The organism is Sphingobacterium sp. UBA7631 (genome assembly GCF_002483935.1).
Lineage (GTDB): Bacteria > Bacteroidota > Bacteroidia > Sphingobacteriales > Sphingobacteriaceae > Sphingobacterium > Sphingobacterium multivorum.
Genome location: NZ_DLIX01000002.1, coordinates 1 through 21,887, shown reverse-complemented (window position 1 = coordinate 21,887; position 21,887 = coordinate 1). Strand labels below are relative to the sequence as shown.

Below are 21,887 nucleotides of genomic sequence, written 5' to 3'. Positions count from 1 at the left end.
CACAGATTATGAAAGAAACCAGCCCAGCCTAAACATTTCTTCCAAAAAAAATAGCCGAAAATGCCTGCCAGCACTCTCGACTAATTTTTTACTTGGAAAACAAGAATTCATTTCAACATCAAACCAGTTAACCAATTTATAAATATATGCATTATTATTTATGTAGTAAGTATTGTATTGTCTTTTTTATTAAAGCTATGCGATACATCGGATCATTATGCAACACATCTACAAAAGTTGTGATCCTCTTAACAGCATTTATCTTTTTCACACATGTGTCCTCTGCTCAAAATGTTACCCTTAAACACAAGCAGATTACATTGTCCGAAGCATTTCAAGAGATCAGAAAACAGACAAACGTCGATTTTATCATTAAGACCAGCCAACTCGACAAAGTAAGGCCTATTCAAAATATAGATATCCAGAATAAGCCACTGAAACAGGCCCTTGAAAAGTTATTGGAACATCAGCCTTTGGTCTTTACAATTGACAATGGCATTATTGTGATTTCGGACCGAGAAAAAAAAACGCCCCTCGCCCCCGTCGTTCAAAAAAACGGTAAGGTTGAGATCGTGGGCACGGTGAAAAATGACGGAAACAATCTTTATGGTGTTAGTGTCAAAGTTAAAGATAGCCCGTCAATCGGGACAACAACAGATGGCAACGGAAGATACATTCTTGTGGTTCCCACAAATTCAACACTAATATTCTCCTATGTCGGTTATGCCAATCAGGAAATTGCCATTGCCGACAAACGTCGTATTGATGTGCAGCTAACTCCCGATCAGAGCTTAAGTGAAGTTGTTGTTGTCGGTTACGGAACACAGAAAAAAACCAGTGTTGTGGGCGCATTGGAATCTGTAAAACCGGAAACCTTACGCATCCCCACTGCCAACCTTTCCAATGCATTGGGCGGAAGACTTTCGGGTGTAATCGCGGTACAACGTTCGGGCGAACCTGGTGCAGATGGGGCTAGCTTTTTCATTCGCGGTGTATCGACATTTAGCGGAGCTACCAATCCCCTGATCTTATTGGATGGTGTAGCAATCTCTAAAGGTGACTTGGACGCATTGGCACCAGAAGTTATCGAAAGCTTCTCCGTCCTTAAAGATGCTACTGCCACCGCTGTGTTTGGTACTAGAGGAGCAAACGGCGTGCTAATTATCACCACCAAAACAGGTAAAGACCTCAATAAACCTCGTATTTCAGCGCGTGCACAATCACAAATCTCAAGACCTACTTCCATCCCAAAATTTGTTGATGGTGTAAGTTATATGGAGATGTTCAATGAGGCAGTTACAGGTCGCGGTACAGGTGAAATTTTATATTCCCAAGATAAAATAAACGGCACAAGATTAGGCTTGGATCCCTATGTATATCCTAACGTTGACTGGTATAATGAAATGTTTAAGTCCCATACCATCAACAACGAGCTCAATCTAAATGTGCAAGGTGGTGGCAGCAAAATAGGTTATTTTCTCAGTGCAACCGGCAACATTAGCAACGGTTTATTGCGCAAATTTGACCTCAACTCTTTTGACAATAATGTCTCTGTCAAACGTTATAGCTTTCAGAACAATATCAATGTCAACCTTACTTCAACTACCAAAATAGCGTTAAAGCTCAATGCACAACTTCGTGATTACTATGGGGCTGGTGTGGATGCTCCAAGCGTGTTTGGCGACATTATGAATGCTAATCCCGTGGACTTCCCTATTATGTTTCCATTTACCGGTATTGACAGAAGAGACGTTCAATACGGAGGAAAAGCTGGTGGTACAGTCAACAATGGATTTGTCAATCCCTTTGCCCGCATGGTCAATGGCTATCAAAATGGTTTCCAGAGTACCCTATTGACTACCATTGACGGTGCTCAAAAACTTGATTTCATTACAAAAGGGCTAGAATTTAAAGCCTTGGTTTCCTTTAAAAACTGGAGCAACACGACAACAAAAAGAACCAGTGGTTACAATCAATACATGATTAACAGTTATGCTCCCGATCCTGCAGGTGGATATAACTATGATCTAGTCATGGTGGGGCAGCCACAAAATCTTTCCCTGGGAACCGAAACGGGTACTAGCGGTGATCGCGAAATCTATTTTCAGCCTTCCATCGAATACAACAGAACATTCGGCAATCACACCGTATCGGGATTATTTCTTTACAATACTACCGATTTTAATGTCAATAATCCAGCTGATCTAATCAGCTCGCTACCACGTAGACGCCAGGGTATTACTGGACGTGCAACTTATGGCTTCGCCAATAAATATCTTGCGGAAGTCAACTTTGGCTACAATGGTTCCGAAAACTTTGCCACTGGGAGTCGCTTTGGTTTCTTCCCTTCCGTTGGTTTGGGCTATGTACTCAGTAATGAAAAGTTTTTTACCGATTTATTTCCTGCTGTCAGTAATTTAAAAATTAGAGGTAGCTGGGGTAAAGTTGGTAATGATCAGATTGGCGGCGGACGTTTCCCTTATCTTTCAGACCTCAAATTGGATGGAGCATCGTTTACAACCGGTATCGATCAGAATACAACTTATACAGGCCCTACATACCTACAATTTGCAAACCCATTGATTTCATGGGAAGTTGCAGAGAAGAAAAATATTGGTGTGGACCTGGGTATTCTTAACAATAAGTTTAATATTGTGTTCGACCTATACCAGGAAGATAGAACCAATATCTTCGTTGACCGTTCGGCAACAATCCCTAACGTATTTGGTACTGCAGGAACGAAAGTGTATGGCAATGTTGGTGAGGTAAGAAATAGGGGATTTGATTTCTCCCTAGAATGGAACAAAAGCGAAAAAGATTGGGGAATATCGATGCGTGGAACCTTTACTTATGCACATAATACCGTTCTGAAAAATAATGAACCTGCCTTTACCAAATACCGCAACCTATCTCAAATCGGGTATTCCATTGGCACAAACCTAGGCTATCTTGCCGAACGGTTATTTATTGATCAGGCCGAAATAGACAACAGTCCATTACAACAGCTAGGCGGTTTTGTAGCTCCTGGAGACATCAAATATAAAGATCTAACCAATGATATCGATGGTCTAAATCTGATCAATAGCGATGATAGAGTTCGCATGGGTTATCCAACAACACCTGAAATCGTCTATGGTTTGAGCACTTCTATCAATTACAAAAAGTTTGATTTTTCCTTTTTATTACAGGGAGTTGATAGAACTTCTTTTATGATCAGTGGTTTTCATCCATTTGGAAATCAAGGTGTGCGCAATGTATTGCAGTTTATTGCCGAGGACCGCTGGAGTCCTGAAAACCCTAACATATTTGCTGCTTACCCACGGCTGAGCAAATTGGACAATCTCAACAATACCGAAGCTTCTTCTTATTGGCTGAGAAATGGGGCATTCCTAAAACTCAGAAGTGCTGAGATTGGATATTCACACAAATTTGCACGCATTTTTCTAAGTGGTTATAATCTATTGACCTTCTCTAAGTTCAAACTTTGGGACCCTGAACAAGGTGGAGGCAATGGTTTGGGATATCCGACACAGCAAGTATTCAATCTCGGAGTCCAACTTCGTTTCAATTAGAACAACTTCGAGATTAAAACTATCAGTAGAATTTTAAAATGATTTATCAGATGAAAAGAAAATATATAGGCTACCTTGCATTATTTGCATGCGCGACTTTTTTGACCACCACTTCCTGCAGCAAATTCTTGGATATCGTCCCAGATGAGCGTCCTTCCGAAGCAGATGCCTTTCGTGATCCAAATTCAGCCAAAGGTTATTTGTACTCCTGCTATGCGTGGATTCCGAATTCACGGGTAGGGACCTCTTCCATTGATTTGATGACTTCTGACGAGGTAACGACTGCTTTTGAACATGAAACCTTCGCCCGATTTCCCCGTGGGCAATATACGGCCTCAAGTCCTGTCATTTCCTACTGGGATAACCTTTACAAAGGAATAAGACAATGCTATATCTTAATTCGCAATGTAGATAAAGTCCCTGGGATAGATCCACAGGAGGCGGCACAATATAAAGCTGAAGCCAATTTCCTGATCGGCTTTTATCATTTCTTACTGGTCCGGATGTACGGTCCAGTCGTTATTGCAGACCAAGAGTTTGACGTCAATGCCCCTTCTTCAGCGTATCCCAAACGTTCGACTTATGATGCCTGCGTTGATTTTATTATCAAAAAGCTGGATGAGACAGCTGGACAGTTACCTGCTCTTCGTGCTGCGGATGAGTGGGGTCGTGCTTCCTCGGTTATTGCCAAAGCGCTAAAGGCTAGGGTATTGCTTTATGCAGCATCACCGCTCTTTAATGGCGGTGGAAGTGATAAACAGAGCTTCTATGCCAATTTCAAAAATTTGGATGGCACAGCATTGATCAGTACTACCTTCGACAAAGAAAAATGGCGCCGTGCAGCCCTAGCGGCTAAAGAAGCCATTGATGCAGCTGAACAAAGTGGGGCTTCACTGTATAAAAACAGCACCTACAATACCGTACTACCAGCTAATCCTATTGAAAAGGACTTACGCCTTACTTTTATTGACAAAGCCAATACCAAAGAAGTGATTTGGGCGGAAACACGTCGGGAAGGTCTCTACGATTTTCAAAATAAATCTACTCCCTTTCTTAGCGGCGCACAAGGTGAGTCGTATAACGGTGTATCCCCGACCCTCACTCTGATCGAATCGTTTTATAGTAAAAATGGTTTACCGATTGACAAAGACCCCAATTATGACTATAATGGACGATACGCTGTAACAAGTACACCCAATGGCAATACATTATCGTTAAATCTAAACAGAGAACCGCGCTTCAATGCTTGGATTGCATATCACAACAGCTACTATGAAGTGGTTAGAGGGAGTGCCAATCAAATCCTAGTTCAGTTTCGGAAAAATGACAATTGCGGCATCCAAGGACGGTCTAATAACTACTCACCAACAGGATATCTCAACAAAAAAGGTATTGCGCCCGAATTGAACCAAAGTAGACTGCAGGTCTCCGTCAATTATCCATGGCCTGTGATACGTCTAGCAGAATTGTACCTGAACTACGCGGAGGCGCTGATCGAATACGGTCAGGATCTGAATACGGCCAAACAATATATTGACCGCGTTAGGGTCCGTGCGGGCATCCCAACAATTGATGTCGCATGGGCTCCAATTGGCGGCGCAACGAATCAGGCAACACTACGTTCCATCGTCAGACAAGAACGTACTATTGAACTTTACTTGGAAGGCCATCGCTTCTGGGATTTAAGACGTTGGATGATCGCCGATCAATACCTCAACCAACAGGCGAAAGGAATGAATATACAAGGAGCTACCGATACAGAATTTTTCAAAATAACAACGGTCGTTTTTCCACGTAGTTTTAGTCAGCGTAATTATTTAATGCCTATACCACAGGAAGAGATCAATAAAAACGAGGAATTGGTACAAAATCCCGGTTATTAATTAATTTAATGAATTGCACAAGATGAAATACAATATCGGAATATTCGCTCTACTCTTTTTAGCAATAGCGTGTAAAAAAGACGAAATAAAAATGACCAAGCCACCACAACTGGTTTCGATTGAAGCTGAACCACGTATTGGCGGGACTCTTTTGAAATGGAAACTTCCTTCAGATAACAATTATCTTTATGGACAGATCACATATAAAAAAGTGGGATCAAAAGATCCCGATAAAATCTATAAAATCAATATAAGTTCTTTTGCCGACACCATGCGGATCGACGGATTGATCAACAAATATGAATATGTCTTCAACGTCCAATTGTTCAATCAAGACAAGAAAACAAGCATTGGGGGAGATATCATAAGCAGCAATAGTGTTCGGCCAATCGTTAGGCCTTCGGAAGTGACCTATTTCCCGAACGAGTTAACTAAAATACAGGTGACCGATAATATGGTAGAAACCTACACGCAGGAAAACAGCGAGGGACCCAAAAAGAATTTATTTGACGGCGATAAGAATACATATTGGCATACAGCATGGTCTGCAAATACAGCCCCTCTTCCGCACTGGATCCAACTAAATTTTCCCCAAGAAGAAGAGATTGGCGCCATAAAGTACTTCTTCAGACAAAACAATAGCGACGAAGCCGGACGTCCGAAACAATGGGGAATAGAAATAAGTTCAGACGGCCAGCAGTGGACAAGAGTGTTTACATCAAAGGATAATCTTTCCACATCAAATGTAGCTGAAGAGCAAAGTTTGGCTTTTGATAAAAACTATAAGGCCAAATTTTTCCGGCTAATGATCCTTAAAAACGGCGGGAAAAGTTATACCCATCTGGGTGAAATGAATGTCTACCGGATGCGCTCTTCTATCATCGACAAAGAAAAGGAAGCTGAAGATAATTATTGACCATCATCACAAAGATTTTTTTTCTAATCATCAATGGTGCTCAAAAGAGCACAACGACGGAGGTAGAAATACCTCCGTTTTACTTTTCGCTCTAGTATATCATCAACATTCAAACAAGCTCCAAAATGCTCTGAGGTTAAATTTCCGCTATAGCATCAGCCTATGTGAAGAAGCGATCCCCAGCAAAAAAATAAAAAACTTTTTTATTACCTTAGATAAATAAATCGAACAAGAAAACAACTTGTTTTTTCATTAACTATAGTTTACATATATGAAATTATATGCCTTTGTATTGGGAGTAGGTTTACTTCCAGCCGTAGGATTATGTCAAAAGACCGTCACCCCTGGGAGCAGCGATATCAATACCAACTATATAAAACCAGAAAAATCACTGTATACGGTCTATTATGTTAAAGACAACAATTGGGACAAACAAGGATCACTGACCTACGATATTGTAGCGGCCAACAATCAGCTGACCTTAACCAATACCTATGTTCCGAAAGACAATGCCTGGACTTCGATACGCACGACGACTGCCGACGCAAAAACACTTCGGTCTATCAGCTATTCTAGCGATGGCAAGGAAACAAAAGTAAACCTCAACTTTGGAGAAACAATTACAGGTAATTATTATTCGAAGAAAACGAAAAAGGAAAAAAAGATCAACTTACAGCCAACTAGACCTTTTGTGGATTTTAACTGGACAGATCACCTGATTTCAACTTTCCCTTTAGACCTAGGGTATAAAGCGCGCATCCCGCAATTTTATTATAATAGTGATTCGGACATTTTCGTCGAAGACTATGCCATCAAGGAAGTAAAAAGCTACAGCTATGGCTCCCCAAAAACAGGTAAACACGACAGTTGGCTGGTTACACTTTTAGAAGAAAGTACCGGAGCCATCTATAATTATGTCATCGATAAGAAAGATCGCCGATTATGGCAAAGGGAAATGTCCATGGGAAACGGCAAATGGGAAATTACCGTAAACGAAGAACTGGACTATCAACCTATTAAAAATAGATTTAACAAAGAACAGGCTGCCCAACAGATTTCCCAGGGTAACAGTGTTATTATCGGGACGGCTTACGCTCGATCTAGCTCCGGAAAAAAACTTGGCGGACTCGTGAATACCGCCAAAAAGCAATATGCCCCAAAAGGTACAGAAATTACGCTCTTCGCCAACTCCGCCTATTACGAAGAATGGCTGGAAGTCAATAAAAAGATCCGAAAACAGAAAAAGGTGCAGGAAGTTCCATTGGATCCCGATTTTGGCTATGCTATTAAAAAAGCAAAGGTGTATGATGATGAGGGGCATTTCGAATTTGCAGATCTCATGCCAGGTGCATACGTGATTATGGCGAGCTTCGATTTTACCAATTCTTACAACTATTCCTATGTATCAGGCTACACCAATTATTATAACTATTGGGGTTATACAGGTTCCACGACAAATTATGGTACGGCAAGATCATCCTATGTCGACAAAGCCAATGTTGAAAAGCACGTCACCATTGACAAAGACGGTGAAAAGAAAGAGGTAAATTTAAAGGAAATGTAATCAAAAAAATGCCGTTAAGCTCCTTTGTTTGACGGCATTTTTTATGCTTTTTAAAACGTATTTCTAAGACGATCAAATCTTCGACCCTTCAGTTACCCATCCATTTACTTTTTTCGAAGTTCAATATACCGGTCTATGCTAATGGGAAAGTTATCGGCAGTCCGCAGTAGAAAACAGGCAGCCGCTCCTACCCAGACCGAATAATCGAACGTCGATTTAATTCCTAACGAGAGGGTCATCACCACCCCAAAGCAGATCAGTAGAATCCCGGCAACGAATGCAGTAAAACGCAGTTTATAGCCGATCAGCAATAGGATTGCTAAGACAACCTCTAATAATGTTGCGCCGATAGCAAGTATATTACCGAAAGTTTCAGGCACAAAAAAATTAAGGGTATTTGAATAGGCTACAAAATTGGCCCAATTTCCCCAGGAAACATGTGATGCCCCCGGTACCCCCCACAGCCCCAAACGATCTGCGACAGCAGACAGAAACGCTGTAGATACAGCTAAACGTACAAAAAGTTGACTATACATGGTATGAATTATATAAATAGGGTATAAACGATATAAACCAAATTTAAAAGAACAAAAACAGTCCAAACTTAAACCAGTTTAAGAAATTTGTTTCAACCATCCCATACTCACAAAGACTCCCCTCGCTGTAATACCCGTGTTGTACCTTCACTTCCTCGCTCATCGTTCGGCGATTACCTTTGGTCAAACCCATTGCACAGTTAAATCAATAAGGCTGCCAGCACTCATGTGCTGTACAGCCTTATACATCAATTAATACGAATAAGAATTTAATATCATGTGTCTACCCCAGTAAATGATAACACACTGTTATAATGACGACCAAGATGCTCAATAGTCCCAATGGAAATAAAAATTATAAACAAAAAAATAATATCGTCATAAGATGATCGATCTATCACAACTGCCATGTTTTACTGCTAATTGCTCACAATAGCTATATCGCATGTCAACAAACCAAAGTACAATGCTATATTTCAATAAGTCCATAGAAAATTTACTACAGCTGCAGGGTTAATTCCTGCTGCTGTTGGTTTCTAAAAATGAACACCTTCGGCTGGTCAGCGTGTACATGCTTTTTTATCGCTTGTTGCAGGTCTATTAATTGATCTATTTTCTCGCCCTGATAATTCAATACAACATCGCCGACACGCAAACCGCTTTTGTAAAGATTGCCTTTTTCATCCAACTCGAGCAGCAGCACGCCGTTTATCGCGGGTAGGCCTGCGGCCGACTGCTCCCCCAAAGTCTCCACTGATTTAAATACCCCCGACTTCCAGGACCATCTGCTCCCCTGCTCCTTTGCTTCGGATTGGATCAACTGAGGTATTTCAGGACTAGCGGCAAGAGTTTTAAGTTTTTTACTGGTAACGCCAAAATGCAGCATGTCAAAATTTTTAAAATCCTGATCCTTCCAGTTTTTCAACCGGAAATCACCATGTGCGGGATTCGTAAAGTTCAATTGAATAACCCGACCATGTTTTTCTATGCCTTTTGCTCGATCTTTGTCGAGGTCATCCTGCCGTCCGTAAATATTATGGTCTACCTCTTCCCCCCAATACTTGACCTGTATATCCTGATAGGACTCCATCACGATATTATTACGGAATACATCGTGACTATGCTGAAACCATACATGAGGATGAAAACCATTGTTGATCATCACGTTGTTGTACACTTTGCGATAAAACCCTTCTCTTAGTTTTAGTCCTCCACTTAAACAAAGGTTATTGTAAATTTCATAATTGGAAGATCCGTCATCCAAATCAATATCCCAACCGTGATCACAGCGAAATCTATTATCATGAATTTTGGTTGTTTTGACTGCGTCCAGCAATATTAAATTGGGATGTTTCCCCGTCAGTTCATCCATCTCCTTTCGATTGGGATGCCAAAATCGGTCGCGCCCCCATGAGTTGAAGGCACCGTGATCGCTGGTTTCCAGGACTGTATTAAAAACATCATTGTAAGCGATCTCATGACCGCCCCAAGTCCCATCACCTACATTAATACCTGCTCGAGGAACATTGTAAATGGTATTATGCAAAATTCGTAGCGATTCAGCCATGGAGACCTGTACACCTGCCACTTGTTTTTCGATCAAGCCAATGTCATGGATCAGGTTGTCACTTGCCTCACAGTCCATGGGGTAATTATTGGTTTTTGGCCCTTCGATGGTATCCATTTGGTCAAATGGGACAAATTTTTCATATCGAAATTCCGGTGAGCGTACTGCCGCTGGATCTCCTACAAAATTGATCGCTCCTGCACCGATCTGTTCAATCCGGTTGCCTTCGATTTTGACCCCGCGATTGTAATTATTAACAAATATTGCATTGCCGCCCAAAGCGATAAAATCATTCGCGCGGAAGATACAGTTTTCCGCACCTTCAATCTTTACTGCTCCCTGTCGATAGATCGTCCAATCACTACGTAAGAGTGGTTCGCTTGTTTTCATAAAGGTAGGAGCAGTATACATGAAGCGAAGGCCACTAACCTCAATATCATGCACTGGACTGAAAGATGAACCTGAAAGATAGATTAGATTTTCCAATTGTGGCGCTACAAACTTCAGCTGGTTGGGATTAATTCCTTTAGCAGGCATATAATATAAGCGTGCCTTCTCCACATCCAAATACCACTCCTGAAAGGTATCGAGTTCTTCAAAGATATTTTCTACAAAGCGATAGGTCTCGTGCATTTTGCTGGGACGATTATTTTGCTGTCCACCTTCAAGTGTAACAGTTGATAATCCGTCTTTTCCTGTAATCTGATAATGGAACCCTCCCCAGCGACCAGCATGCAAAGCATGTACAATTCCCCCCTTAGGGTTCTTCCAGGTTGCTACACGTTCGGGACTTAATGCATCTGCAGCATAGCCTTGAAATGGCAAGACTGTAGGATCGTAGTTTGGATAACGTGCCCGGACAAGATGCTTATCATTTGCATATAGACTTTGGAAGTTTACTCCACTTGGGACCTTAGCCTCCCAAATACCATGATCGCCCTGTTTCCATTTGAGGTTAAGCGATTTGGCACCACTCAGCGTAACTTGTGCTCCTTCCTCAGCTTTGATCAGCAAGGGTTGTCTTCTTGTGCCCGATACCCCGGCAGACAATTCAATCGGTTTATCCAGCTGGTAGGTGCCCGCCATAAAGATGATTTCGATGTCTGGTGTATTTTTTCCTTGTTTCTGTTTTTCTACCGATCGCAGTGCGGCTTCAGCTGTGGCATAGGGACTGCCCATGGTTCCTTGGTTTTCATCACTTCCTTTTGTACTGATGTAAATACGTTTTACCGAGCCAGACTGTTGCCCATGCACGCTAAGTGAAGCGACACCGGTAAGGCCAATAAATAATAATTTTGGAAATAACATACAAGATATCTTCATAATTTTAATCGTTCATATAATTTTAGCTGGATTATATCAACTATAAACCAGCTATAAAGTAAGGTCTATAAGTCAATAAACAGCAAATTCGCTCAGATTAGTTCTTTTTTCGCTCTGCTGTTGCTTTCAACAAAATTTCTTTACTGGCAGCCGGCACATTTCCGTTAGCATCAGGTCCAATATTGAGCAGCAAATTCCCGCCTTTTTCATTTATCTCGCGCAGCTTAGTATTTACTTCTGTAGGAGATTTCCAATTATTATCTGATTTTTTATATCCCCAAGAATTATTCAAGGTATAACAGGCTTCCCAATCGTAATCCAGTAACGTTCCAGGATGTTCTTGTTCAGGCGTTCCAAAATCACGCTTAAATTGATCCCGCTTTGCTACGCGGTTATTAATGATTAGAGTGGGTTTTAATTTGCGTAGATATTGATAAAGATCTTCTCCCGCGGCTATATCCCACCAATTCACCCAGTCCCCATCAAACCACAGGATGTCAGTATCATACTTAACAACCAATTCTTTCAATTGATTTTTCATGTATTGAATATAAGCGGCTTTCTGTTCCGGCTTAATGAGAATCTGGCCCCAGTCGCCTTTACCATTGGGATCAACATATTGCGAATCGTGATGCCAGTCGATAATACTGTAGTAGGTACCAAATCTAATCCCAGCTTTCTTACAAGCTATGGACAACTCCCGCACGAGATCTCTTCCTTTCATTGGCGTCGAAGCGATATCATAATCTGTATAGGGGGAATCCCACAGACAAAACCCCTCATGATGTTTGGTCGTCAGGACGATATATTTCATTCGAGCATCCTTAGCCAATTGAACAATACGATCCGCATTGAAGTCCTTAGGATTCCAGGTGTTGATCAGTTCCGAATATGCTGCCTTCGGAATATTCATTTCCGATTGTATCCATTCGGCATATCCCTTGGTTGAATCCCCATTATACATCCCTCCAAGTTGACTATAAAGCCCAAAATGAATAAACATTCCGTACTTTGCTTCCCTAAACCAATGCATCCGTTCATCAAAATCCTTTTTGGATTCCTGCAAATAATTAACTTGGGCGTTTCCCATGTTCATAAACAACATGGCTAGTAGAGAAAGAATACAATGCGTTGATTTTATCATATTTATTTTAATTGGTTAATCCAACAAGCTCAAGCAGCTGTCAAATCTTCTGTTGGTGCCACACACACATTCTGCAAAATGCTAAACCATTCTGCTATTGCAAAATAAATATAAAAAATATGAAGAATACTTTTTATTTATTTCAAATAAGTTACGCTTAATGGACAGGCCTGTACCAGTCACAATTTTATAAGAAATAAATACTTTCAAAGCGGCTTATCAAACAAGCTATCTACTATAAAATTTAATGTAAATTCATTCCAAAAAGGATTTATATTTAGTAAATATTTCATTTAACACCATACTATAGATTAAAATTATGAGTTTAAAAACCTTAATCACAAAAAGTGCTGAATATAACAACTGGGTCGTCAATAAATACATCAATTGGTTGGCTGATAAATCAGATGACCAACTTAACCAAGAGGTACCTTCAAGTTTCCCGACCATTTTGAAGACCTTAAATCACATCTTGCAGACACAGGAATATTGGTGGAGCCACATTGCGGAAAGCAATGATTTTGATTTTGAGAAAAAGCGAGCCACAAAAGAAGAAATATTTGAAGCACTACAAAGAAGTTCAGCTCAACTCGTGGATTACATACACAGGCTAACCGAGTTGGATCTTGAAAAAAATATCAAAGTGGAATCACCATGGTTTCAATGCGACTTCACGAAGTATGAATACATACAACAGCTGATCCTCCACGGAACATATCACAGGGGACAGATCGTTACAATGGGCCGAGCTATTGGAATAACGGATGCTCCAATGACAGACTTTAATTATTGGAATATTTATAAAGATCAACAATAGGGATTTGAGCACTGCCATGGACAAAATTACCAGTAAAGTACAGATCCGAGAAATTGTCGCAGCGGCGAAACAGCAAGGACAGCAATCTGGTATAGAATCTTTTATGTTAAGCTTACAAGCGTGTTTACTGAAAAAGAAAGTTCGTTTTCCCCTTCTGGAGTTTGCGGCCAGGGAAATTATGCTATTCCTACCTGAAACCGAGCAGTTACACTTAACAGATCGTCTCATTGCCACAACAGAAATGGGAAGTTATGTTTTAACGGGAATAATTCTCCAGCAACGTCTCCCCGAACACTTCGAACAATCCATCCATAAAGCCTGTACCTATATAACCATAGGTAATCAATGGTACGTCTGTGATATCATCGGCGAACGCGTAATTGGTCATGCGCTGTTGACTTCGCCTAAAAAAGCAATACCTCTATTAGAAGAATTAGCTCATCATTCTGACAAATGGATTGTCCGAACAATTGGTGTAGCTACACATTATGCCGTAAAAAAAGGCCTATCAGCCACATACGTAAACATTTTATTGAACCTACTGATTTCATTGTCAAACACAACAGATTTTCATGTAAAAAAGGGAATTGGCTGGGGAGCCAAAACAATAGCAAAATTCCATCCCGATCTTGTTGCTTGCTACAGTAAAGCAATTGAATCGCCAGAAACCAAACAATGGTTTCGGACAAAAATTACGATTGGTCTCAATCGCCACAACTTGAGGACTAAACAGAATCGGCAGGAGGATACGACGATTCATCTTAACCAATGAAATGAATGCGTGATTTTCTTTGCGATAATTATACATCAAGAAAGAACTATACAGCAGGAAAGGCGAAGTCTACAATTAAACCTCGCCTTTCTATAAACCTTTAGTCCATATGTAACCACGCCCTCGGTTATTGGTCTTTTTTCATTGTTCCTTTTTCACGAAGGTTGATATGCCAGCTAAAAGCCTCTTCTAACAAATGTGGTGTATGCCCCCCTCTCTCACAAGCGCGGTTATAATAATCTAATAGCTGCTCTTTGTAATCGGGATGTACACAGTTCGCTATAATTACTTTCGCTCGCTCGCGAGGCGCTAAACCACGTAAATCTGCCAAGCCATAATCTGTTACCAAAATATCGACATCATGTTCGGTATGATCCACATGGGAAACCATAGGAACAATATGAGAAATTGCATCTCCTTTAGAGGCCGCCTGTGTGACAAAGATGCTCAAATAAGCATTGCGTGCAAAGTCACCCGACCCGCCGATACCGTTCATGATATTTGTTCCTGAAGTATGGGTAGAATTTACGTTTCCATAAATATCAAACTCTATGGCTGTATTAATTGCTATAATCCCCAAACGTTTGATCAGTCCAGGTGTATTGGAAATATTCTGTGGGCGCAATACAATTTTATCACGGTATCGATCCAAATGATCGAACACTCTTGAATAACACTCTTCGGAAACAGTAATTGAAGAAGCAGAAGCAAAATCCAGTTTTCCGGCATCGATAAGGTCAAAGGTGCTATCTTGCAACACTTCAGAAAACATCGTTAGATTACGGAACTTACTATGTATAAATCCCGTCAGAACAGCGTTAGCTACTTTTCCAATACCCGCTTGAAGTGGCATCAAGCTTTCTGACAAATGGCCTAGCGCTACCTCATTTTCGAAAAACTGCAAAATATGCTTCGCTATCGCTGTTGTTTTGGTATCCGGTTCAGCAATATCGGCAGGGCTATCAAGCTCATTCGTAAACACAATTCCCACCACCTTGCTCGCGTCCAAAGGAATAGTTTTACGTCCAATTTTATTTTCTGGAGCTACGATTGGAATAACATTACGCCGAGGGTAATCTTCGGCTTGATAAATATCATGTATTCCTTTAATAGTCACCGGTATCGCAGTATTGACTTCCAAAATAACCTGCTTAGCCAATGCAGCAAAAGTTGCCGAATTTCCCACAGAAGTCGTTGGAACAATACTTCCATCCGATTCTATTGCTGCTACTTCCAAAACAGCAATATCCACCTGAGGCAAATTCTTATTGTGCAGCAATTCGGCCGTTTCGCTTAGATGCTGATCAATAAACAACACATCTCCAGCATTAATTTTATGACGTAAAATACGATCCACCTGAAAGGGCATCCGCTTGGATAATGCTCCCGCTTCCGCCAATTTACCGTCCGTTCCGTGTCCCAACGAAGCCCCAGTAATCAAGGTTATTTTCAATGGATACACTTTTGCACGTTCAGCCAAGGCAGGTAACACCACCTTACTGTCTCCAGCCTTGGTAAAACCACTCGACCCAACGACCATTCCGTTTTGAAATAGTTTAGCAGCTTCTTCTGCTGTAATCACTTTATCATGTAAGCTTTGAACTTTTATTCTTTCGTAAGCCATATTTTTATAGTTTGATTTTATTCCATTATTGTAAACTTAAGAAATTGAAATCTATATATTTCCCTTCGTTGAAAAGTTCTTTGCTATAATTTGCAACCTCTTAACCAAACAATTTTAGCACTTTTTTCAACTGCATATTTATTATCATTTGACACAAAATTATCCAAAGGTGACTAAAAATACGCAACGCACTACAAATCAAAAATATACAACAAATCATAATAAAAAAATAGTTTATATCACACGCATGTATAATATATATCACACTGAAAACAAACAACTTACAACAATAAAAATAAAACCAAAGTAAGTAAAGACTAACTCGCTAGTCGATTAATTGCCATTTTAACGTAAGCATACACTCACTTTCAAGAAGTAAAGGTGGGGTCTAGTAAAAAAGTCTTACCTTTGTGACATCGTATTATAGGTTAAAATGAATACACAAGATATAAGTACAGATGCCAAATATGTCAACCGTTATTATATGACGGAAGTAGACTCATTTGAAGATAGCATTTACTGTCACCACGCTATTATAGCAGAGAACCATATTTCCGAACATTGCCATGATAAGGATCAATTTCTATATACAGAAGGCGGTGTCGTATTTGTTAAAACAGAGGAAAAATCGTATTTCCTACCTGCTCGTCATTATTTGTGGATTCCTGCTGGCATAAAACATAGTATTCATCCAAGTACCCCTGAGGTCGTTATGCGTAATTTATATTTTCCCAAAGCCGCTAATGACGCCCCCTTCTACAGTAAAATGGGGATTTATCCAGTAAATGATCTTTTGATAGAGCTGATTATGTTTACCAACCGCTGGAATGGCAATATCTTTCCGGTCGAAGAACCTAAATATAGTATCGCTACAGCATTCAAGCTTATCCTGCCGGAACTATCGCTGCATGAGCTTCCATTAGCCTTACCCTATCCTAGTCATCAGAAATTAAAGGATATTGTCACTTACCTCGAAGAAAATATAGAGGAAAATGTCAGCTTTAAAAAACTTGCCGGATTATTTAACATTAGTGAACGCACATTGGCTAGACTATTTCAAAAGGAATTAAATATGTCTTTTATCCAATACTACACGATCCTCAGAATGCTGACCGCACTTAAGCTCCTTTTAGACGAAAAACTAAGCGTAAATGAAGTTGCGCTCAAAGTTGGATACAATAGCCTTCCCACATTTAGTAACACATTCAATAAGGTCGTCGGCATCCGTCCAAGCGAATATGTGAAACAAAAAGAATTGCTTATTTAAAAATGTTTGCCTAATTTAGGTCAATAAACCTAATTCAGGATGAAATTCAAACATATCATTTACAGTGCTGGAATCCTATTGCTTAGCACTTCTTTATTTGCCAAATCTCAAGATAAGAAACCCAAACCCATTCAGTTATTTAATGGGAAAGATTTGAAGAACTGGACTCCAAAAATCAGAAACCACAAAGTTGGCGATAATTATAAAAATACATTTCGTGTAGAAGACGGTTTACTCAAGGTAAGATATGATGGTTATGATAATTTCAATTTTCAGTATGGCCATCTGTTCTACAATAAAGAATTCTCAGCGTATTTGTTGCGCGTCACTTACAGATTTGTCGGTGAACAGGTAAATGGTGGAGAAGGTTGGGCTTGGCGTAATAGCGGAGCCATGCTACATGGACAGGATCCTAATACCATGGGTGTGGATCAAGACTTTCCAATATCTATCGAAGGGCAACTGCTGGGTGGAAATGGCAAGGACGAACGGACCACAAGTAATCTTTGTACACCAGGCACAAACGTTGTGATCGACAATAAGCTATTCACACCACATTGCATCAGCTCAACATCAAAAACCTATGCTGGAGATCAATGGGTAACTGCTGATTTCTTGGTGTTGGGAGACTCTCTTGTGCAACATATCCTTGAAAACAAGGTCGTATTACAGTATACTAAACCCCAAATTGGTGGCGGCAATGTAAGTGGTTTCGATCCCAAAGTGAAGAAAGATGGACAGCTTTTAAACAAGGGTACTATTTCACTTCAGAGTGAGAGCCATCCCATTGATTTCAAAAAAGTGGAACTTTACGATTTAGAACCTTACATGAAAGATCCCAACAAATTGAAAAAGGTCATCGCAGAGCTACTTCCAAATTTACAGCAATAAATACACTGCAAATTTCAGTTTTAAAATAAAAAAGCATCGGTATTCGATGCTTTTTTATTTACTATTCGCTTGGAAAGAGAAATCCAAAGTATATAACATAAAGAAAAGGGATACAGCGAGCTGTACCCCTCTAAATCTATACGAAAAGCTTACGCTAAACCGTTAACAAATTTTGTTAACTTCGATTTGTTGTTAGAAGCTTTTTTCTTGTGGATCACATTTTTCTTTGCCAAACGATCAAGCATAGAAATTACGCGTGGTAACAATGTTTTTGCTTCTTCTGCAGAAGTAGTATGACGTAATTTTTTGATTGCGTTACGTGTAGTTTTTGCTTGGTAACGGTTTCTTAAACGTTTAGTAGCGTTTGCTCTAATTCTTTTGATCGCTGATTTATGATTTGCCATTTTTTTTAGCTAATTTTTATTCAATTTTTTCTTGTAATTCGGACTGCAAAAATAACACCTTATTTTCAATATTCAAAATCTATTTTATTTTTTAGGTTTAGTATATTTGCGACATGCAAAAATTATCGATGGATGAACTTCAACGTACAGACGTTGAATCGTTTAAAAAACAAGAAAAAACTCCTATCACAATCGTTATGGACAATGTACGGAGCATGCATAATGTGGGCTCGGCCTTCCGTACTGCAGACGGATTTGCTATTGAAAAAATATACCTGTGTGGCATTACCGGCACACCTCCTCATCGTGAAATCGAAAAGACTGCCCTCGGGGCAACCCAATCGGTCGCTTGGGAATACCACAGAGATACCTCAGCTGTTGTAGATCAGCTTCGGACAGAAGGCTATGTCATTATTGCCATCGAGCAAGCAGATGATAGTGTTATGTTACATCAGTTTGAACCAGAAAATGACAAAAAGTATGCGCTGATTTTTGGAAATGAGGTTAATGGAGTAGATGAGGATGTCATGGAAAAAATTGATACCTGCATCGAAATCCCCCAATACGGGACCAAACATTCCTTAAATGTATCTGTCGCAATTGGCATTATTCTTTGGGATTTTATCCAAAAACGCAATTTCAATTAAAAATTTATCAATAAAGGTCACATTCCTATTCACATTGCTTCCATTTTAGAAAGCAAAATAGTAGATTTGTGTGCAAAATTTAAAGAAGAAATGAGTGTATTAGTTAATAAAGATTCAAAAGTAATCGTTCAAGGTTTCACTGGAAACGAAGGTACTTACCATGCTACTCAAATGATTGAGTACGGAACAAATGTAGTTGGTGGTGTTACTCCTGGTAAAGGTGGTCAACAACACTTAGACCGTCCTGTATTCAATACTGTGCAAGATGCAGTAGACGCTACAGGAGCTAATGTTTCTATTATTTTTGTACCTCCAGCATTTGCTGCAGATGCGATCATGGAAGCTGCCGCTGCTGGTATCGAAGTGATTGTTTGTATTACAGAAGGTATCCCAACAAAAGATATGATCCAAGTAAAATCTTACTTGAGCGACAAAAACTCTCGTTTGATCGGTCCTAACTGCCCAGGTATTATCACTGCAGGAGAAGCTAAAATCGGTATCATGCCAGGATTTATCTTCAAAAAAGGTAATGTGGGTGTTGTTTCTAAATCAGGAACTTTAACTTACGAAGCCGTAGATCAAACTGTAAAAGCAGGATTAGGTATCACAACAGCAATCGGAATTGGTGGTGACCCTATCATTGGTACGACAACGAAAGAAGCTGTTGAATTATTAATGAACGACCCTGAAACTGAAGCGATCATCATGATTGGTGAAATCGGCGGTGGAATGGAAGCTGAAGCTGCTCGTTGGATCAAAGAACACGGTACTAAGCCTGTTGTTGGATTTATCGCAGGTCAAACAGCGCCTCCAGGACGTCGTATGGGACACGCTGGTGCAATTGTAGGTGGTGCAGATGACACTGCTGCAGCAAAAATGAAAATTATGCGTGAGTGTGGTATTCGTGTTGTTGAGTCTCCGGCTGAAATTGGAAAAGCAATCGCAGAAGAATTGGCTAAATAATTAGACCATCGAACATATAAAAAAAGGGAATCAAATTTGATTCCCTTTTTTTATACCTATATAATTACATTACAACATCAACTAGGCATTGCTTCGTCTGCCGATGGTCCATATAAGCCCGGTACAGCAATATCCAATAATCGAAAATAAACCGTCAACTGGCCACGATGATGAACAATATGATTATTGACAATAAAACGTATTGCTCCGGCTCGTGGTAAACGTGCAATGAGATAATCACCCGATTGTAACACCCAATCTTTAAACCAGTCTTCTTCCTTTATGTCTTCAATTGCGGCCTTATTATTTTCCAGGCCTATTGTTAATATCTCTTTTAATTCTTCTACAGAAGATACTTTAATGGGCTGATAATCCACTTTAAAATCAAATACATCTTTTGGTATTGCTTGGTGTACCCAATTATGTAGTCCAACAATGTGAGCAGCTAGTTCTCCCAGACTCATCGATTTTTCGTGTGGACGCCAATCCAATTTATCGTCTGGTATGCGTTCTAGAATACGTTTGGTATTTTTTGTTTCGTGATCCAATTCGATCAAATAGCTCTTTTTGATACTCATATAAATATTAATTCATGAATTGAAAATCTTTTAATACGGTAACAGCATAGGGTGATTCCACAGCCTTATGTGCTGCTGCTCGCGCAATTTCTCCCTCTACATAGGTTACCTTGAGCGGTAAAAATGTATTGTTGAGTACATTTTCATGAAATAACGCCTCGTACCAGGTACAGGCAGCAACGAAACGTCCGTAGTTCAGATTTAAGTGATAGCCATCACGTGTAAAATGATCACCTATAAAACTCGAACGCGCATTTTGAACAGCTGTACCCGAAGGAATCAAAAGATCGAAATTACCCCAGTTAAACACCTCCTGCGAAGTGTTGGCAATAGCCCTATACATGCTATCTTGGCTACGGTTATAGCGAACAAAACCTTCATGTGATGAACCGTTCTGATACGCCCAGGTTTGATGTAATATATACTTGGTTTCAGGAAATAAAATATGTTTTGTTACATAATCATATAAGAGCGGCAGATCCTTCGCATACGAATCATAATCTCCTGATAGCGGACTTGCTTGCTGAAAGCTAATATAATCCCAAGCCTCATCTACAAGCGCTTCAGATAAGCGCTCATTTGCTTTCTCCGACATCTGCCCGTCAAGATTGATTTTACGGTAGCGATAAGCCGGCTTATCCTCTTTTGCGTTGCTAACATGTAAACTTAAAGGAGCCCCCCCAATATAGAGATTGCCGATTACTATCTTTTTTTTCCCAGCTTTCGCCAATTCATATAAATTCTGTTCAATAGCATCTTCCGAGAAACTATTACCGATGGCCAATATTCGTAGCACACCATCATCTAAAGATTTATTTTGTGCATTTAATCGATTATTCTTCAAAAAAAACACGATTAAAAAACCGAACACCAATACCTGTTTTACTTTTATCATAATATAATGCAATAACAACTAAATTAGATAATATCTCGTAGAAATGCGAATGATATCCCCAGAAAGAGAGATTTTATCCCATTTGCAAGCTATCAGGATAACAGTTCGGACAAGGTAGGCTAATGGTCATTACAAGTAGCTTTTGTGCGACCGTTGTCCACTTGGCTTACAATACCCCGTGACTATGACGCTACAGCATACCAAATGTGGCCAATAATACTTCTAGCAATATAAAAAAAACTCAGATACGAAAGTTTTGGAACAGACGCTACACAGTACCGCTAGACCACAGTGACGACTGCATACCCCTGCTGGCTACGTCGATTTACCATACGATAGACCACGGTGACGGTTGCATGCCCCTGACTCCGAGGATGCTCCATACCATTACAGCACAGTTGTAAACTGAACTACAGTCATCGATGGTCATACTACTGCACCATCCGCTGTTTTAACAGTAAAGGCTAGAGGGCAGGGCTGGTCGGGGAAGTACAGGCAGGTAGCTAAACGAAAGAAGCCCTTGA

General features: G+C 40.1%; 17 protein-coding genes. 10 read left to right on the top strand and 7 right to left on the bottom strand.

Features of this window, described 5'->3' with window-relative positions:
* Positions 1 to 197: 197 nt before the first annotated feature.
* The 4 genes from B3P16_RS00370 to B3P16_RS00355 all read left to right on the top strand — a co-directional run bounded on the left by B3P16_RS00370 (position 198) and on the right by B3P16_RS00355 (position 7,935).
* Entirely contained in the window at positions 198 to 3,572 is a 3,375-nt protein-coding gene (locus B3P16_RS00370; RefSeq protein WP_286752390.1) for a TonB-dependent receptor, read from the top strand.
* A gap of 50 nt (positions 3,573 to 3,622) precedes the next feature.
* Positions 3,623 to 5,455 carry a RagB/SusD family nutrient uptake outer membrane protein gene (locus B3P16_RS00365; protein ID WP_286840869.1) on the top strand — a complete coding sequence of 611 codons (1,833 nt, stop codon included), beginning with the start codon at positions 3,623 to 3,625 and terminating at the stop codon, positions 5,453 to 5,455.
* A gap of 22 nt (positions 5,456 to 5,477) precedes the next feature.
* Entirely contained in the window at positions 5,478 to 6,371 is an 894-nt protein-coding gene (locus B3P16_RS00360; protein WP_201639702.1) for a discoidin domain-containing protein, read from the top strand.
* Positions 6,372 to 6,642: 271 nt separating this feature from the next.
* Positions 6,643 to 7,935 carry a hypothetical protein gene (locus B3P16_RS00355; RefSeq protein ID WP_286840867.1) on the top strand — a complete coding sequence of 431 codons (1,293 nt, stop codon included), beginning with the start codon at positions 6,643 to 6,645 and terminating at the stop codon, positions 7,933 to 7,935.
* Between the two features lie 104 nt (positions 7,936 to 8,039).
* Here B3P16_RS00355 and B3P16_RS00350 read toward each other — a convergent pair whose 3' ends face one another.
* The 3 genes from B3P16_RS00350 to B3P16_RS00340 all read right to left on the bottom strand — a co-directional run bounded on the left by B3P16_RS00350 (position 8,040) and on the right by B3P16_RS00340 (position 12,505).
* Positions 8,040 to 8,471, bottom strand: a complete 432-nt coding sequence (locus B3P16_RS00350) for a hypothetical protein (protein WP_286840865.1) — start codon at positions 8,469 to 8,471, stop codon at positions 8,040 to 8,042.
* 499 nt (positions 8,472 to 8,970) lie between these two features.
* Complete coding sequence (locus tag B3P16_RS00345; RefSeq protein ID WP_286840864.1) at positions 8,971 to 11,361, bottom strand: PDZ domain-containing protein; 2,391 nt, start codon at positions 11,359 to 11,361, stop codon at positions 8,971 to 8,973.
* 97 nt (positions 11,362 to 11,458) lie between these two features.
* Entirely contained in the window at positions 11,459 to 12,505 is a 1,047-nt protein-coding gene (locus B3P16_RS00340; protein ID WP_286840862.1) for an alpha-L-fucosidase, read from the bottom strand.
* A gap of 319 nt (positions 12,506 to 12,824) precedes the next feature.
* On the opposite strand from B3P16_RS00340, the gene B3P16_RS00335 reads away from it, so the two are divergent.
* Together B3P16_RS00335 and B3P16_RS00330 are read left to right on the top strand one after the other, a co-directional pair.
* Positions 12,825 to 13,322: a DinB family protein gene (locus B3P16_RS00335; protein ID WP_286768871.1), complete on the top strand. Its 498-nt coding sequence runs from the start codon at positions 12,825 to 12,827 to the stop codon at positions 13,320 to 13,322.
* 16 nt (positions 13,323 to 13,338) lie between these two features.
* A complete protein-coding gene (locus B3P16_RS00330) occupies positions 13,339 to 14,094 on the top strand; it encodes a DNA alkylation repair protein (RefSeq protein WP_286766980.1) in 756 nt (251 codons plus the stop codon).
* A 127-nt stretch (positions 14,095 to 14,221) separates the two neighbouring features.
* Here the strand turns inward: B3P16_RS00330 and B3P16_RS00325 are convergent, their stop codons facing one another.
* On the bottom strand, positions 14,222 to 15,718 hold the full coding sequence (locus B3P16_RS00325) for a succinate CoA transferase (protein WP_286840860.1): 1,497 nt from the start codon (positions 15,716 to 15,718) through the stop codon (positions 14,222 to 14,224).
* Between the two features lie 433 nt (positions 15,719 to 16,151).
* Between B3P16_RS00325 and B3P16_RS00320 the strand changes: the two genes are divergently transcribed.
* Both B3P16_RS00320 and B3P16_RS00315 read left to right on the top strand, forming a co-directional pair.
* Positions 16,152 to 16,985 (top strand): AraC family transcriptional regulator, encoded by an 834-nt coding sequence (locus B3P16_RS00320; RefSeq protein ID WP_112373721.1) that lies wholly within the window; start codon positions 16,152 to 16,154, stop codon positions 16,983 to 16,985.
* 39 nt (positions 16,986 to 17,024) lie between these two features.
* Positions 17,025 to 17,876: a 3-keto-disaccharide hydrolase gene (locus B3P16_RS00315; RefSeq protein ID WP_046671647.1), complete on the top strand. Its 852-nt coding sequence runs from the start codon at positions 17,025 to 17,027 to the stop codon at positions 17,874 to 17,876.
* Between the two features lie 149 nt (positions 17,877 to 18,025).
* Here the strand turns inward: B3P16_RS00315 and rpsT are convergent, their stop codons facing one another.
* Positions 18,026 to 18,280, bottom strand: coding sequence for a 30S ribosomal protein S20 (gene rpsT / locus B3P16_RS00310; RefSeq protein WP_046671646.1), 255 nt, complete (start codon positions 18,278 to 18,280; stop codon positions 18,026 to 18,028).
* A gap of 113 nt (positions 18,281 to 18,393) precedes the next feature.
* Here rpsT and B3P16_RS00305 point away from each other — a divergent pair, with 113 nt between their 5' ends.
* Together B3P16_RS00305 and sucD are read left to right on the top strand one after the other, a co-directional pair.
* The gene (locus tag B3P16_RS00305; RefSeq protein ID WP_046671645.1) at positions 18,394 to 18,927 is read left to right on the top strand and encodes an RNA methyltransferase; all 534 of its coding nucleotides are present in this window, start codon (positions 18,394 to 18,396) and stop codon (positions 18,925 to 18,927) included.
* A 90-nt stretch (positions 18,928 to 19,017) separates the two neighbouring features.
* Positions 19,018 to 19,890: a succinate--CoA ligase subunit alpha gene (gene sucD, locus B3P16_RS00300; protein WP_046671644.1), complete on the top strand. Its 873-nt coding sequence runs from the start codon at positions 19,018 to 19,020 to the stop codon at positions 19,888 to 19,890.
* A gap of 77 nt (positions 19,891 to 19,967) precedes the next feature.
* On the opposite strand, the gene B3P16_RS00295 is transcribed toward sucD, so the two are convergent.
* Both B3P16_RS00295 and B3P16_RS00290 read right to left on the bottom strand, forming a co-directional pair.
* Complete coding sequence (locus B3P16_RS00295) at positions 19,968 to 20,468, bottom strand: DinB family protein (protein WP_286840857.1); 501 nt, start codon at positions 20,466 to 20,468, stop codon at positions 19,968 to 19,970.
* Positions 20,469 to 20,475: 7 nt separating this feature from the next.
* Positions 20,476 to 21,363 (bottom strand): DUF4886 domain-containing protein, encoded by an 888-nt coding sequence (locus B3P16_RS00290; RefSeq protein WP_286832135.1) that lies wholly within the window; start codon positions 21,361 to 21,363, stop codon positions 20,476 to 20,478.
* Between the last annotated feature and the right edge of the window lie 524 nt (positions 21,364 to 21,887).